The sequence below is a fragment of the Nocardiopsis sp. NPDC055879 genome (assembly GCF_053615935.1).
Genome location: NZ_JBSHCT010000014.1, coordinates 100,559 through 113,883 on the forward strand (window position 1 = coordinate 100,559; position 13,325 = coordinate 113,883).

Annotated in this window: 16 protein-coding genes; 14 read left to right on the top strand and 2 right to left on the bottom strand. The window is 68.3% G+C overall.

The window, feature by feature from the left end; all coding sequences use genetic code 11:
* Positions 1-12 precede the first annotated feature (12 nt).
* The 8 genes from ACWGKS_RS18210 (at position 13) to truA (ending at position 5,126) form a co-directional block, all read left to right on the top strand.
* A complete protein-coding gene (locus ACWGKS_RS18210; protein ID WP_358506765.1) occupies positions 13-477 on the top strand; it encodes a DUF1707 SHOCT-like domain-containing protein in 465 nt (154 codons plus the stop codon).
* Positions 478-943: 466 nt separating this feature from the next.
* On the top strand, positions 944-1,165 hold the full coding sequence (infA, locus tag ACWGKS_RS18215; protein WP_013156135.1) for a translation initiation factor IF-1: 222 nt from the start codon (positions 944-946) through the stop codon (positions 1,163-1,165).
* Positions 1,166-1,219: 54 nt separating this feature from the next.
* Positions 1,220-1,333: a 50S ribosomal protein L36 gene (rpmJ, locus tag ACWGKS_RS18220; protein WP_013156136.1), complete on the top strand. Its 114-nt coding sequence runs from the start codon at positions 1,220-1,222 to the stop codon at positions 1,331-1,333.
* Positions 1,334-1,555: 222 nt separating this feature from the next.
* The gene (rpsM, locus tag ACWGKS_RS18225; RefSeq protein ID WP_358506763.1) at positions 1,556-1,933 is read left to right on the top strand and encodes a 30S ribosomal protein S13; all 378 of its coding nucleotides are present in this window, start codon (positions 1,556-1,558) and stop codon (positions 1,931-1,933) included.
* 69 nt (positions 1,934-2,002) lie between these two features.
* Positions 2,003-2,407: a 30S ribosomal protein S11 gene (gene rpsK, locus ACWGKS_RS18230; RefSeq protein WP_067597829.1), complete on the top strand. Its 405-nt coding sequence runs from the start codon at positions 2,003-2,005 to the stop codon at positions 2,405-2,407.
* Positions 2,408-2,586: 179 nt separating this feature from the next.
* A complete protein-coding gene (locus ACWGKS_RS18235) occupies positions 2,587-3,609 on the top strand; it encodes a DNA-directed RNA polymerase subunit alpha (protein ID WP_067597831.1) in 1,023 nt (340 codons plus the stop codon).
* Between the two features lie 66 nt (positions 3,610-3,675).
* Positions 3,676-4,164 carry a 50S ribosomal protein L17 gene (rplQ, locus tag ACWGKS_RS18240; RefSeq protein WP_358506760.1) on the top strand — a complete coding sequence of 163 codons (489 nt, stop codon included), beginning with the start codon at positions 3,676-3,678 and terminating at the stop codon, positions 4,162-4,164.
* A 119-nt stretch (positions 4,165-4,283) separates the two neighbouring features.
* The gene (gene truA, locus ACWGKS_RS18245) at positions 4,284-5,126 is read left to right on the top strand and encodes a tRNA pseudouridine(38-40) synthase TruA (protein WP_358506758.1); all 843 of its coding nucleotides are present in this window, start codon (positions 4,284-4,286) and stop codon (positions 5,124-5,126) included.
* An 86-nt stretch (positions 5,127-5,212) separates the two neighbouring features.
* On the opposite strand, the gene ACWGKS_RS18250 is transcribed toward truA, so the two are convergent.
* Complete coding sequence (locus tag ACWGKS_RS18250) at positions 5,213-6,169, bottom strand: hypothetical protein (protein ID WP_452456351.1); 957 nt, start codon at positions 6,167-6,169, stop codon at positions 5,213-5,215.
* 1,132 nt (positions 6,170-7,301) lie between these two features.
* Between ACWGKS_RS18250 and rplM the strand changes: the two genes are divergently transcribed.
* The 4 genes from rplM (at position 7,302) to ACWGKS_RS18270 (ending at position 10,980) form a co-directional block, all read left to right on the top strand.
* Complete coding sequence (gene rplM / locus ACWGKS_RS18255; RefSeq protein ID WP_067597868.1) at positions 7,302-7,751, top strand: 50S ribosomal protein L13; 450 nt, start codon at positions 7,302-7,304, stop codon at positions 7,749-7,751.
* A gap of 37 nt (positions 7,752-7,788) precedes the next feature.
* Complete coding sequence (gene rpsI, locus ACWGKS_RS18260; RefSeq protein WP_067597871.1) at positions 7,789-8,298, top strand: 30S ribosomal protein S9; 510 nt, start codon at positions 7,789-7,791, stop codon at positions 8,296-8,298.
* Between the two features lie 163 nt (positions 8,299-8,461).
* Positions 8,462-9,799 carry a phosphoglucosamine mutase gene (gene glmM, locus ACWGKS_RS18265; RefSeq protein WP_358506756.1) on the top strand — a complete coding sequence of 446 codons (1,338 nt, stop codon included), beginning with the start codon at positions 8,462-8,464 and terminating at the stop codon, positions 9,797-9,799.
* Positions 9,800-9,945: 146 nt separating this feature from the next.
* Complete coding sequence (locus tag ACWGKS_RS18270; protein WP_358506753.1) at positions 9,946-10,980, top strand: ROK family glucokinase; 1,035 nt, start codon at positions 9,946-9,948, stop codon at positions 10,978-10,980.
* Position 10,981: 1 nt separating this feature from the next.
* Here the strand turns inward: ACWGKS_RS18270 and ACWGKS_RS18275 are convergent, their stop codons facing one another.
* A complete protein-coding gene (locus ACWGKS_RS18275; RefSeq protein WP_358506750.1) occupies positions 10,982-11,566 on the bottom strand; it encodes a Uma2 family endonuclease in 585 nt (194 codons plus the stop codon).
* A gap of 199 nt (positions 11,567-11,765) precedes the next feature.
* Between ACWGKS_RS18275 and ACWGKS_RS18280 the strand changes: the two genes are divergently transcribed.
* Entirely contained in the window at positions 11,766-12,539 is a 774-nt protein-coding gene (locus ACWGKS_RS18280; protein ID WP_358506747.1) for an SDR family NAD(P)-dependent oxidoreductase, read from the top strand.
* A gap of 9 nt (positions 12,540-12,548) precedes the next feature.
* A complete protein-coding gene (locus tag ACWGKS_RS18285; RefSeq protein WP_358506744.1) occupies positions 12,549-13,313 on the top strand; it encodes a crotonase/enoyl-CoA hydratase family protein in 765 nt (254 codons plus the stop codon).
* Positions 13,314-13,325: the final 12 nt, after the last annotated feature.

Consider the following 13,325-nt stretch of genomic DNA (forward strand, 5'->3'; position numbering starts at 1 on the left):
GAGGTACGAACAGTGTCCGACCCGGGGCCTTCCATACGAACCTCCGACTCCGAACGTGATCAGGTGGCGCGGCTGCTCCAGGAACACTTCGCTCAGGGGCGGCTGGACCACGAGGAGTTCACCGAACGCCTCGGTCGGGCGTACAAGGCCAAGACGGCGGACGACCTCGCCGGGGTGACCGCGGACCTTCCCGAGAGGGATGTCGTGGAGACCAAGAGCCCGGTGGGCTTCGATATGGGTGTGGCGGCACCTCCGCTGCGCCTGCGAGACCCGGCCCTGATGGTCCCGTGGTGGCTCTACGGTGGCGTCAACATCCTCTGCTTCACCATCTGGCTCATCCTGTACCTGACCACCGACGCGTCGTATCCGTGGTTCCTGTGGGTGCTGGCGCCCTGGGGAATCCTGATGCTCGTGGTGACGTTCGGGGTCCTGGCCGCCCAAAGAGGCGGCCCGGACCCCGAAGACCCTGTCGCTTAGCGCCGCCGCTAGCGCTTTGGCGTGTTCGGGCGCCAAATAAGTCAGGAACCTTCGGCGCCTTTGGTGGGATAGCGAAAAGCGTGCTATCCCACCGCCGGCCCCTCCAGAACCCTGACGGCGCCCGAACGGTAACCCCCGATGGCCGAGGGACTGGGATGTCCTTCAGGGCGGGTGTTTCGTCCGGTGAGGCGGAGCGTGTAGGCTGCTCTGCTCTCGTGTCGAGAGCACTTGCCGGAAGGGGATAGACTGTCACTGCCCATACGCGGGCTGTTGGGTCAGTCTGCCTTCTTTGTGCCACGTCTTCTTATCGACGTAAGCCTTGCAGTTGGCCTGGACTTCCAGTGTGTTCCGGCGTCGGTGACGCGGTGTATCCGTGGTCGCCGGGGCCGTCGCGTCATGCGAGGGACCACTCAGGTCGCGTCGGGTCGTCCTGATCAACCAAATCGATGAGCGAGGCGTGGAGGACATGGCAAAGAAAGACGGCGCCATCGAGATCGAGGGTTCCGTTGTCGAGTCCCTACCCAACGCTATGTTCAAGGTAGAGCTCGATAACGGGCACCAGGTTCTTGCCCACATCAGCGGCAAGATGCGGATGAACTACATTCGTATTCTTCCCGACGACCGTGTCGTCGTGGAACTGAGCCCGTACGACCTCACGCGCGGGCGCATCGTTTACCGCTACAAGTAGCCCGTCCGGGGCCGAACGGCCCGTGACTGGTGATGTGATGAGTTCGGAGTCACCATGAAGGTCAAGCCGAGCGTGAAGAAGATCTGCGCGAAGTGCCGCGTGATCCGCCGTAACGGCCGGATCATGGTCATTTGCTCGGACCCGCGGCACAAGCAGCGCCAGGGCTGACCAAGCCCCGGTTCGCCGGCCGCGACTTCCGTGTCGCACCGGACCCGGGTAGGGGAGTTCCTCCTCGACCGGGCCCACGAAACAACGAAAAACCTGTTCCGATCTCCCGCCCGTTGGTGGTGGGGGAGAACCCTCGGTCGGAGGCCGGGGCCTCGTCGATTGGGCGACGAGAGGAAGGAACGGGTCAGACCTCCGCACATGCATGGATGGAGTCTCGCCCACATGGCACGTATTGCCGGCGTAGACCTCCCCCGCGACAAGCGGGTGGAGATTGCTCTCACGTACGTTTTCGGGGTTGGTCGCACTCGCGCCCTCGAAACCCTGAAGAACACCGGTGTCGACGGGAACACGCGCGTCCACCAGCTGTCCGAAGAGGACCTGGTCAAGCTGCGCGACTGGATCGACGCCAACTACCAGGTCGAGGGTGACCTGCGACGCGAGGTCCAGGCCGACATCCGTCGCAAGATGGAGATCGGTAGCTACCAGGGCATCCGTCACCGTCGTGGTCTCCCGGTGCGTGGTCAGCGCACGCAGACCAACGCCCGTACCCGTAAGGGCAAGAAGAAGACCGTGGCCGGCAAGAAGAAGGCCAAGAAGTAGTCCGCCTCGGACCTGTCGACCGCGTCCGAGAAGTAATCAACGGACCGATGATCTCTGGGAGTTTCACGCATGCCGCCTAAGGGCCGTCAGGGTGCCGCGCGCAAGGTGCGCCGCAAGGAAAAGAAGAACATTGTCCACGGGCACGCTCACATCAAGAGCACGTTCAACAACACGGTCGTCAGCATCACCGACCCGACCGGTGCCGTGATCTCGTGGGCCAGCTCGGGTCAGGTCGGCTTCAAGGGGTCGCGTAAGTCCACCCCCTACGCCGCCCAGATGGCCGCCGAGGCCGCCGCGCGTCGTGCTCAGGAGCACGGCGTCCGTAAGGTCGACGTCTTCGTGAAGGGCCCGGGCTCGGGCCGCGAGACCGCCATCCGTTCGCTGCAGGCGACCGGCCTTGAGGTGGGCTCCATCCAGGACGTCACCCCGGTTCCGCACAACGGCTGCCGCCCGCCGAAGCGCCGCCGCGTCTGAGTCGGCACCGGCGCCCGCGTCTCCTACCCGCGGGCGCCTCGTGGTGCGGTTCGCCTCCACCCTGGTGGGGTGAGGGGCGGACCGGGTAGGAATCCGAACAGGGGACACCGCCGACCGGGCGGTGTCCATCCGGTGGCCGTCAAATAGCGGTCGGCCATGTGGAAGGGAAGACACGGACCATGTTGATCGCACAGCGTCCGACGCTCACCGAGGAGACCATCTCCGAGTGGCGTTCGAAGTTCGTCATCGAGCCGCTGGAGCCGGGTTTCGGCTACACCATCGGTAACTCGCTCCGGCGTACGCTGCTGTCCTCCATCCCCGGCGCGGCTGTCACCAGCATCCGCATCGAGGGCGTCGAGCACGAGTTCACCACCGTGCCCGGTGTCAAGGAGGACGTCACGGAGATGATCCTCAACCTCAAGGGCCTTGTCGTCAGCTCCGAGCACGACGAGCCGGTTCTGATGTACCTGCGCAAGCAGGGCCCTGGCGTGGTGACCGCCGCGGACATCGCTCCGCCGGCCGGTGTCGAGGTGCACAACCCCGACCTGCACATCGCCACGCTCAACGGCAAGGGCAAGCTGGAGATGGAACTGACGGTCGAGCGCGGCCGCGGTTACGTCTCGGCGACGCAGAACAAGCAGCAGGGCCAGGAGATCGGTCGTATCCCGATCGACTCCATCTACTCGCCCGTGCTGCGTGTGACCTACAAGGTCGAGGCCACCCGTGTCGAGCAGCGCACCGACTTCGATCGCCTGATCGTCGACATCGAGACCAAGCAGGCCATCCGTCCCCGTGACGCAGTGGCCAGCGCGGGCAAGACCCTGGTCGAGCTGTTCGGTCTGGCGCGAGAGCTCAACGTCGACGCCGAGGGCATCGACATGGGCCCGTCGCCGACGGACGCCGCCCTGGCGGCCGACCTGGCGCTGCCGATCGAGGACCTCAACCTCACGGTTCGTTCCTACAACTGCCTCAAGCGTGAGGGCATCCACAGCGTTGGCGAGCTGGTTGCCCGCTCTGAGCAGGACCTTCTGGACATCCGGAACTTCGGTGCCAAGTCCATCGACGAGGTCAAGCAGAAGCTCGTCGACATGGGCCTGTCCCTGAAGGACTCCCCGCCCGGATTCGACCCCGGCACCGCGGCCGACTCCTTCGGCTCCGAGGACGACGAGGGTGAGTCCTTCGTCGAGACGGAGCAGTTCTAGACCTTCGTCGCCCAATGGTCCCCGGCCGAGTGCGGCCGCGGACCGCATCACTAGGAGAACGAAAACATGCCCACGCCTACCAAGGGCGCCCGTCTGGGTTCCGGGCCCGCGCACGAGCGGCACATCCTGGCGAACCTGGCCACCTCGCTGTTCCAGCACGGCCGTATCCGCACCACGGAGGCCAAGGCCAAGCGCCTGCGTCCGTACGCCGAGAAGCTCATCACTCTCGGCAAGCGCGGTGACCTGCACGCCCGTCGTCAGGTGCTCACCAAGATCACCGACAAGTCGATCGTGCACGAGCTCTTCACCGAGATCGGTCCGCGCTTCGAGAACCGCCCCGGTGGTTACACCCGCATCACCAAGATCGGTCCGCGCAAGGGCGACAACGCCCCGATGGCTGTCATCGAGCTGGTCGAGGCGCTGAGCGCCCCCGCCGCTCCGGCCGCCGCTGCCGCCCCGGTCGAGGAGACCCCTGAGGCTCCCGCCGAGGAGACCGTCGAGGCCAAGACCGAGGAGGCCCCCGAGGCCGCCGAGGAGAGCGCCGAGAGCAAGTAGGGTGCCCGTGCGTGGCCGGCAGGCCCGCGCGAAGCCCTCGTGAGTGCCCGACCCTTGTGGGGGTCGGGCACTTCTCTTTTGTCCGGACCGGGGTGGCCGGCGAGGTGGAACGGATGGGGATGGACGAGAACGAGACCGTCCGGCTGCGGCTGGACATCGCCTACGACGGAACGGACTTCTCCGGTTGGGCGACCCAACCGACCCGTCGGACCGTGCAGGGTGAGCTGGAGTCGGCGCTGGCCAAGGTGCTGCGGCTCCCGGAGGCGTCGGTGACCTGCGCGGGACGCACCGACGCGGGGGTGCACGCCCGCGGTCAGGTAGCGCAGATCGACGTGCCGAGCGGGACCTGGGAGAACGAGGGTGAGCGTGTGCTGCGCCGGTTGGCCGGGGTCCTGCCCAAGGACGTTCGGGTCAACGCCGTGCGTGTGGCCCCGCCCGGGTTCGACGCCAGGTTCTCGCCGCTGTTCCGCCGCTACGTGTACCGGGTGAGCGACGCGCCCTACGGTGTGGAGCCGTTGCGCCGCCGGGACGTGCTCTGGCACCGGCACCCGTTGGACGTGGACCGGATGAACGAGGCGGCGGCCCTGCTCGTCGGGGAGCACGACTTCGCGGCCTTCTGCAAGAAGCGGGAGGGCGCCACCACGATCCGCGAGCTGTTGAGGCTGTCGTGGGTGCGCGAGGAGGAGTACGTTCTGGCCGGCACGATCCAGGCCGACGCGTTCTGCCACAACATGGTCCGCGCGCTCGTGGGCGCGCTCCTGGCGGTCGGGGACGGCCGTCAGGGGGTGGCGTGGCCGGGACGGATCCTGGGCGCCGCCGTGCGCGATTCGTCGGTGCACGTGGTCGGTCCCCAGGGGCTGAGCCTGGAGGAGGTGCGCTACCCGGCCGACGAGGAGTTGGCCGAGCGCGCCACCCTCACCCGACGCGTCCGTGAGCTGCCCTGCAAGGGGCACACGGGGTAGACCCCTAGTACGTGAGACGGCGCCACCCTCGATCCACGATCCGTGGACGAACGGGGTGGCGCCGTCTCGTGTTCGAGCACCTCAGATCAGGAACGGTCCTCGACGAGCTTGTCGTAGGCGACGTCGATGAAGCCGTCGCCGATGTCGCGCAGTTCGGTGGCGTCGGTCTCCTCGTCGCCGCTGCCGTCGCTGTTGGCCGACAGGGAGAAGAGCAGGTAACGGCCCCACTGGCCGCTGCTGCCGTGGCCTCCGGAGTAGCCCAGGCGTTCGGCCGGGCTGCCCTCCTCGCCGGGCAGACCGGCGAACCACTGGGCGCCGACCAGGTCCTGCGCGGACAGGGCCTCCTCGGCCTCGGTGTCGCCGGGCATGGCGGCGACACCGACGGTGACCGCGTGGTTCTGGTCCTCGCTCAGGTAGGAGGCGCGCACCAGCTGGCGGCACTCCTGGGAGCCGAGCACCTCGCCGTATTCGCCGTGGGTGCCACTGGCGCAGTCCTCGGTGTCGTCGACCGCCACACGGGTGAACGTCCCCTGGCCCTCGACCTCCACCTCTTCGGGGAAGAGGGCCTCGGCGGCCAGGCTGCCCGGGTCGCCGCCTTCGTCGGCGACGGTGGCGGCGTCGCCGCCACCACCGCCGAGGCCGCCGCTGGCGAACAGGAACACGCCGCCGCCGACCACGAGCAGCAGGACGGCGAAGCCGACGCCCATCAGCACGTTGCGCTTGTTGGAACCGGTGGGACGGCGGTCGTCGTAGCCGTCGTCGTAGTAATCGTCGTAGTCGTCGTAGGAGGCGTTCTGGACGTCGAACTGGGCCGTGTCCGCGCCGGCGTCCTCGGGCACCTCGTCGCGGTAGAGCGGGCGGGCCGCGGCACCGGCGCTCGGGCCGGGAACCGCGTTCATGTTCTGGGTGGCGCCCATGGCGTCGGGTGGGAAGACCGGCTCCTCCTTGGGGGGAGCCGGAGGGAGCGCGCCGGGAGGCGGCGGGCCCTGCTGGTACATGGGCGGTCGGCCCGGGCCCGTTCCGGGACGGCCGCCGGTGGGCATGTTCGGTGGCGGGCCCTGAGGGTGCCCAGGGGGCATTGGGGGGCCGCCCTGGGGTCCGGGCCCCTGGGGAGGCCTGGGAGGCATCTGGGGGCCGCTCTGCGGTCCTTGGGGCGGTGGGCCGGGCGGCATGCCGTGCGGTGGGACCGGGCCGCCTGGAGGCATGGGTTGCCCCGGGCCGCCCGGGCCGCGCGGCCCGGGCGGAGGTCCGCTCTGAGTGATATGTCCCATTCCGGGCTGGCCGCCGGTGGGCATGTTCGGTGGCGGGCCCTGGGGAGGACCCGGAGGCATCTGCGGGCCGGGGCCGGGCGGAGGCCCGGGCGGTCTTTGGGGGCCGCCCTGCGGGCCCTGGGGATGCTGCGGCCCGGTCGGGACGCCGGGCTGCGGCGGCGGGGGCGGGAACCCCTGCGCCGGCGGCGTGCCGTGCTGTTGCCCGGGGCCCGATGTGGAAGGCTGTCCCTCAGAAGGGGATCGGGGTCCTCCGAGCAGGTCCTGGCCTTCGCCGTCCGGTGGGAGGGGGCGTCCGTCGGAACCGTGATGAGGCGGGTTCGGATGCGTACTGATGGGAGTCTCCGAATGCTCTGAGGGTGGGACTGGTCCGCGGTTCGCCGTTTTCCCGCGCTTGTGGCGTCCGTATGGGGTCGGCGACCGTGACGGGCGTCTCCAAGGAACACGTCGTCGCCCGTCATATCGGGCTGAGACCGGCCTTTCGGAGCCAGGGTAACCAACCCGCGGCCGGGGGCAGGACGAAGCACTCCCGACAACGGGCATAATAAAAGGCGGAGAGGTCACGGATGTGAACCCGTCCCGGCGCTTTCCCGCCAAGACGATGATCCCACCGGTCGACCCGGCGCTTGCTTTGACCTGCGTTAGGGTGGGCGGGTAGGATATTTCGTCGTTGTGCGTTGAGTTGCCGTGGGCCCCAAAACTCCCGAAGTTGGGTGCCGATCCACGCACCATCGTCTGCGCACTCACGACCGGGTCGTCCTGATTGGACATGGGACATCCGGCCAACGTAACAGCCCCGCAACATGAGGGCTGTTTCCGGCCCCGCACCCGTTGGGGTGTTCCGTAATACGAGTCCACCATCCCGTTCGGGATGGGGCAGCCGAATGAAGAGCGAAGGCGAACGATCGTGCGTACATACAGCCCCAAACCAAGCGATGTCCAGCGTCAGTGGCACGTTGTCGACGCTACCGATCTCGTGCTCGGGCGTATGGCGAGCCAGATCGCCACGCTGCTTCGGGGAAAGCACAAGCCCTACTACGCGCCCCACATCGACACCGGCGACTTCGTCATCGTCGTGAACGCCGACAAGGTCGCGCTCACCGGTAACAAGCTCGAGCAGAAGCGCGCCTACCGCCACTCCGGTTACCCCGGTGGTCTGCGTTCGGTCGCCTACGCCGACCTGCTGGAGAAGAACCCCGAGCGGGCCATCGAGAAGGCCATCAAGGGAATGCTGCCCAACGGCACCCTTGGTCGTCAGATGGCCAAGAAGCTCAAGGTGTACGCCGGTCCTGAGCACCCGCACCAGGCCCAGCAGCCGGTCCCGTTCGAAATGACCAAGATCGAGCAGCCCGCGTAGGCGTTCGCAGACTTTCACAGGAAACACGAGGTTAACCGTGGCCGAGCCCACCGGCATCGAAGACGTCGCCCAGGATTTCGCCGAGAACCCGGAGGAGTTCCCCTCCGAGTACACCAGCGAGTCCGATGAGCAGACCGCCGCTTACGTTCCCACCGCGTCCGGCCCGAGCGCCGGCACCGGCCGTCGCAAGAAGGCCGTGGCCCGAGTCCGGATCACCCCGGGCGCCGGCGAGTGGAAGATCAACGGTAAGCCGCTTGAGGCCTACTTCCCGGACAAGGTCCACCAGCAGACCATCAAGGACCCCTTCACCTCCCTCGGGTTCGACGGCGCCTACGACGTCTTCGCCCGTCTGGACGGTGGCGGCCCCAGCGGACAGGCCGGCGCCCTGCGTCACGGCATCGCCCGCGCCCTGGCCTCGCTGGACCCGGAGAACAACCGCCCGACCCTGAAGAAGGCCGGTTTCCTCACCCGTGACGACCGCGAGGTCGAGCGGAAGAAGGCCGGTCTGAAGAAGGCGCGCAAGGCTCCGCAGTTCTCCAAGCGCTAATGCTCATGCGCCGGCACACGCTCGGCTGAGCTTTCGCCCGTACGTCGTCTCCGCAACAGGGGGCGGCGTACGGGCTTTTGTTTTTCGTCGGTGGCGCTCTCCGCCACGCTGAACTTCACAGGTGCCGGAAGCCCGGTGCCGCTTTCGAAAGGGGCTGACGCCTGTGGCACGGCTGTTCGGAACTGACGGTGTACGTGGTCTCGCGGGGCGTGACCTGACCGCCTCGCTCACCCTGGACCTGTCCATCGCGGCGGCGCGCGTCCTCACCCGGGCCGAGGGCGACCGGCGCCCGCTGGCCGTAGTGGGCCGTGACCCGCGGGCCTCCGGTGAATTCCTGGAGGCCGCGGTGGTGGCCGGGCTGGCCAGCACCGGCGTGGACGTCGTCAAGGTGGGCGTGCTGCCCACCCCCGCGGTCGCCTACCTCACCGGTGCTTTGGAGGCCGACTTCGGGGTGATGCTCTCGGCGAGCCACAACGCGGCCCCGGACAACGGGATCAAGTTCTTCGCCCAGGGCGGCCAGAAGCTCGCGGACGCCCTGGAGGAGGAGATCGAGGGCATGATGGGTGTGCCCTCCACCCCCGCCGTGGGCGAGGAGGTCGGCCGGGTCACCGAGTCCCACGACGGCGCCGAGATGTACACCCGGCACGTCCTGAACTCCCTGCCACACGGACTGGAGGGCCTGAAGGTCGTCGTGGACTGCGCCAACGGCGCTTCCAGCGCGGTCGCCCCCGAGGCGTTGCGTCGGGCGGGCGCCGAGGTCATCGCCATCGGTGACGCCCCCGACGGCCACAACATCAACCAGGGCTGCGGTTCCACCAGCCTGGCCACGCTCCAGGAGGCGGTCCGTCTGCACGGTGCCGACGCCGGCATCGCCCATGACGGTGACGCCGACCGTTGCCTGGCCGTGGACGCCGACGGCGACGTGGTCGACGGAGACCAGATCCTGGCGATCCTGGCCACCGAGGCCAAGGAGGCCGGACGACTGACCGAGGACACCCTCGTGGTGACGGTCATGTCCAACCTGGGACTCAAACTCGCCATGCGGCGCGAGGGCATCAACGTGGTGGAGACCGCGGTGGGTGACCGCTACGTGCTGGAGGAGATGAAGCGCGGCGGGTTCGGCCTGGGCGGTGAACAGTCCGGTCACGTGATCCTGCTGGATCACGCCACCACCGGCGACGGGCTCCTCACCGGTCTGCACCTGCTGGCCGCCATGGCCCACCACAAGCAGGGCCTGGCCGAGCTGTCCAAGGTCATGACCCGGCTCCCGCAGGTGCTCATCAACGTGCCCGACGTGGACAAGGACCGTGCGGCCGACTCCGAGGAGCTGGCCGCCGCCGTGCGCGAGGCCGAGACCGAACTGGGGGAGACCGGCCGCGTGCTGATCCGTCCCAGCGGCACCGAGCCGAAGGTCCGCGTGATGGTGGAGGCACCCGCACAGGAACAGGCCACCGCGGTCGCCGAGCGGCTCGCCGGAGTGGTGCGTTCCGCCCTCGGCTAGAGGAACACTGCAAGTCGTCCCTTCCGGGGATTTTTCGGGTTTTCGCGCGCATCCGGGCACAGAGCGGTCCGGGTGCGCGTTTTCGTTCGTGTTGATGCGGCTCCGTCCGAGGAGCGGCCGCCTAGGGTCAGTGGAGTGAAACGGTCATGACGACGAACGCGCGCTATGGGCACTCGCTGACGATCGGTGTGGACATCGGTGGCACGAAGGTCGCCGCGGCCGTGGTGACACCGGGCGGGCGGGTACTGGCGCGGTTGCGCACCCAGACCCCCGAACGCAGCAAGAACCCCGCCGTGGTGGAGGACACGATCGTCTCGGTCGTTTCGGAGCTGCGCCGGGAGTACACCGTGCGGGCCGTGGGCGTGGGCGCCGCGGGGTTCGTCGACGAACGAAGATCCAAGGTCCTGTTCGCCCCGCATCTGTCATGGCGGGAGGAACCGCTCAGGGACACCCTGTCGGTGCGCCTGGGCCTGCCCGTGGTGGTGGAGAACGACGCCAACGCCTCGGCCTGGGCCGAGGTGCGCGCGGGCGCCGCCCTAGGCGTCGACGAAGTGGTGGTCGTGAACCTGGGCACCGGGATCGGCGGGGCGATCGTCTCGGAGGGTCGGTTGCGCCGGGGACGCTACGGTCTGGCCGGTGAGTTCGGACACATGACGGTGGTGCCCGGTGGGCACCGTTGTGAGTGTGGAAACCGGGGCTGTTGGGAGCAGTACGCCAGCGGCAACGCCCTCACCCGGGAGGCGCGCGAACTGGTGGTGGCCGAGTCGCCGGTGGCCGAGGCGTTGCGCCAGGAGGTGGGCGGTGATCCGGGCCTGATCACCGGGTCGTTGGTCAGCGAACTGGCGCGTAAGGGTGATCGAGCCTGCCGGGAGCTCATGGAGGAGACCGGAACCTGGCTCGGGGTGGGGCTGGCCAATCTGGCGGCGGCCTTCGACCCGGAGCTGTTCGTGATCGGCGGGGGAGTGTCGGAGACCGGTGGATTGTTGCTCGACCCGGCGCGGCGGGCCTTCGCCAAGGGGCTGACCGGACGCGGGTATCGACCCGAGGCCCGGGTGGTCGCGGCGGCCCTGGGCAACGAGGCGGGTGTGATCGGAGCGGCCGACCTGGCCAGGGAGGCTCTACCCCGCGCCCGCCGGGGCCTGCGCCAACGTCGCCTGGGGGGCCCGCCCAAGCGGCGGTGATCTAACGGCGACCGGTCAGCGCCTTCACGTCGATGTCGATGGTGAAGGGTACGTCGAGCTTGAGCCGTTCCCTGGCGATGGTGATCGGCACGTACCGGGGCTCTCTGGTCCCGTCGAGTTCGTACACGTGGATCGCGGGACCGGTGTCCTCGGGTTCGACCCGCCAGAAGTGCGGGATGCCCGCCGCCGCGTACTTCATCGGCTTGGTGGTGCGATCCCGTTCCCGGGACTCCGCGGAGACGATCTCGACCACGAGGAGGACGTCTTCCGGGGGAATGTGGGTGTCCTTCTGCCAATCACCCTCATCCTTGTCACGGTAGACGACGAGGTCTGGTTCAGGGCGCTGGTGGGAACCCAGTTTCATGGTCATCTCGGCTAGGACGTCGATGTCTTCCGGAGCCATGGACCGGAGTTCGTACGCCAGGTTCATCATGGTTCGGGAGTGGAACTTGGTCTGAGGGGAAAGCAAGACGAGCGCTCCGTCGATGAGTTCCATCCGAGGTACCCCCGGCGGAAGGTTGTCCATGTGGTCGGCGGTCCAACCCCCGGGCGGGGTGAGGAACCAATCGGGGAGCGGCTCGGCCATCGAATCCTCCAGGGTCGATTCCTGAGGCCACTCTAGTGTCGCCGTTCTTCGCATGAGGGGAAGGTAGCGCTCCGTGACGACACTCGTGGGTTCTTCGTTCATGTCCGTCTGCGGGGGGACGCGGCCGGTCCCGGTATTACTCACGATTAACCGAACCCGGTTCTAGTGCGTGGGTCACATCCTCGGTAGAGTTCGGCACATGGATCTCAACGGAATCTCCGCCCTCGTTTCGGGCGGCGCGAGTGGCCTGGGTGAGGCCACCGCCAAGGAACTCGCCTCCGCCGGTGCCACCGTCGTCATCGCCGACCTGAACGCCGAGCGCGGCGAGGCGATCGCCAAGGAGATCGGTGGCGTCTTCGTCTCCACCGACGTCTCCCAGGAGGACCAGGTCAAGGCCGCCGTCCAGGCCGCCGCCGACACCGGCAAGCCCTTCCGCGTCGCGGTGTCCTGCGCCGGCATCGGCTGGGCCACCCGCACGGTGGACCGGAACGGCAACCCCCACGACCTGGACAGCTACCAGAAGGTCATCCAGGTCAACCTGATCGGTACGTTCAACGTGCTGCGCCTGTCCGCGGCCGAGATCGCCAAGACCGAGCCGATCAACGAGGACGGCGAGCGCGGCTCGATCCTCAACACCGCCTCCCTCGCCGGTATCGAAGGCCAGATCGGTCAGATCGCCTACTCCTCGTCCAAGGGCGGCGTGATCGGCATGACCCTCCCGGCCGCGCGCGACCTCGCGGCCGTCGGCGTCACCGTGAACACCATCGCCCCCGGCATCCTGGAGACGCCCATCTACGGTGACGGTCCCGGTTCGGAGGAGTTCAAGCAGAAGCTGGCCGCCCCGGTCCCCTTCCCCAAGCGTCTGGGCACCGCCGCGGAGTTCGGCAAGCTGGCCCGGACCCTGCTGGAGGTCAGCTACGTCAACGGTGAGGTCGTCCGGATCGACGGCGCCCTCCGCATGCCCCCGAAGTAGGAGGACGACGTGTCCGACGAGGTTCTCTACACCGCCGAGGACGGCATCGCCGTCATCACCATCAACCGGCCCAAGGCCAAGAACGCCGTCAACGCCGCGGTCGCCGCCCGGATCGCCGAGGCGCTCGACGACATCGACGCCCGCAAGGACATCTCGGTCGCCATCATCACCGGCGCCGGGGGCACGTTCTGCGCCGGCATGGACCTCAAGGCCTTCATGAAGGGCGAGGTCCCGGTGGTGGAGGGGCGCGGGTTCGGCGGGTTCGCCGAGCGCGGCCCGAAGAAGCCGCTGATCGCCGCGGTCGAGGGTTACGCCCTCGCCGGTGGTTTCGAGGCGGTGCTCGCTTGTGACCTGGTGGTGGCCGCCGAGGACGCCAAGTTCGGCATCCCCGAGGTCAAGCGCGGTCTGGTCGCCGGTGCCGGTGGTCTGCTGCGCCTGCAGCACCGCATCCCGCGCAACATCGCGATGGAGTTCGCCCTGACCGGTGACTTCGTCGGCTCCGAGCGCCTGGCGCAGCTGGGACTGGTCAACCAGGTCACCGAGAGTGGCGGTGCCCTCGAAGGCGCCAAGGCGCTCGCCGCCCGCATCACGCCCAACGGCCCGCTGGCCCTGAAGGTCTCCAAGGAGATCTTCCAGGCCTCCGACGACTGGTCCACCGACCAGATGTGGGACAAGCAGAACGAACTGGCGGGCCCGGTGTTCGTCAGTCACGACGCGATGGAGGGTGCGGCGGCCTTCGCCGAGAAGCGCGCTCCCGTGTGGAAGGGCGAGTAGCCTCTCCGAGCC

What these genes read in the sequence shown, in the direction of transcription:
- infA (WP_013156135.1), top strand. Translation starts at nt 944, where the DNA reads ATGGCAAAGAAAGACGGCGCCATCGAGATCGAGGGTTCCGTTGTCGAG.
- rpmJ (WP_013156136.1), top strand. Translation starts at nt 1,220, where the DNA reads ATGAAGGTCAAGCCGAGCGTGAAGAAGATCTGCGCGAAGTGCCGCGTG.
- rpsM (WP_358506763.1), top strand. Translation starts at nt 1,556, where the DNA reads ATGGCACGTATTGCCGGCGTAGACCTCCCCCGCGACAAGCGGGTGGAG.
- rpsK (WP_067597829.1), top strand. Translation starts at nt 2,003, where the DNA reads ATGCCGCCTAAGGGCCGTCAGGGTGCCGCGCGCAAGGTGCGCCGCAAG.
- ACWGKS_RS18235 (WP_067597831.1), top strand. Translation starts at nt 2,587, where the DNA reads ATGTTGATCGCACAGCGTCCGACGCTCACCGAGGAGACCATCTCCGAG.
- rplQ (WP_358506760.1), top strand. Translation starts at nt 3,676, where the DNA reads ATGCCCACGCCTACCAAGGGCGCCCGTCTGGGTTCCGGGCCCGCGCAC.
- truA (WP_358506758.1), top strand. Translation starts at nt 4,284, where the DNA reads ATGGACGAGAACGAGACCGTCCGGCTGCGGCTGGACATCGCCTACGAC.
- ACWGKS_RS18250 (WP_452456351.1), bottom strand. Translation starts at nt 6,169, where the DNA reads ATGCCCACCGGCGGCCGTCCCGGAACGGGCCCGGGCCGACCGCCCATG.
- ACWGKS_RS18270 (WP_358506753.1), top strand. Translation starts at nt 9,946, where the DNA reads ATGACGACGAACGCGCGCTATGGGCACTCGCTGACGATCGGTGTGGAC.
- ACWGKS_RS18275 (WP_358506750.1), bottom strand. Translation starts at nt 11,566, where the DNA reads ATGGCCGAGCCGCTCCCCGATTGGTTCCTCACCCCGCCCGGGGGTTGG.
- ACWGKS_RS18280 (WP_358506747.1), top strand. Translation starts at nt 11,766, where the DNA reads ATGGATCTCAACGGAATCTCCGCCCTCGTTTCGGGCGGCGCGAGTGGC.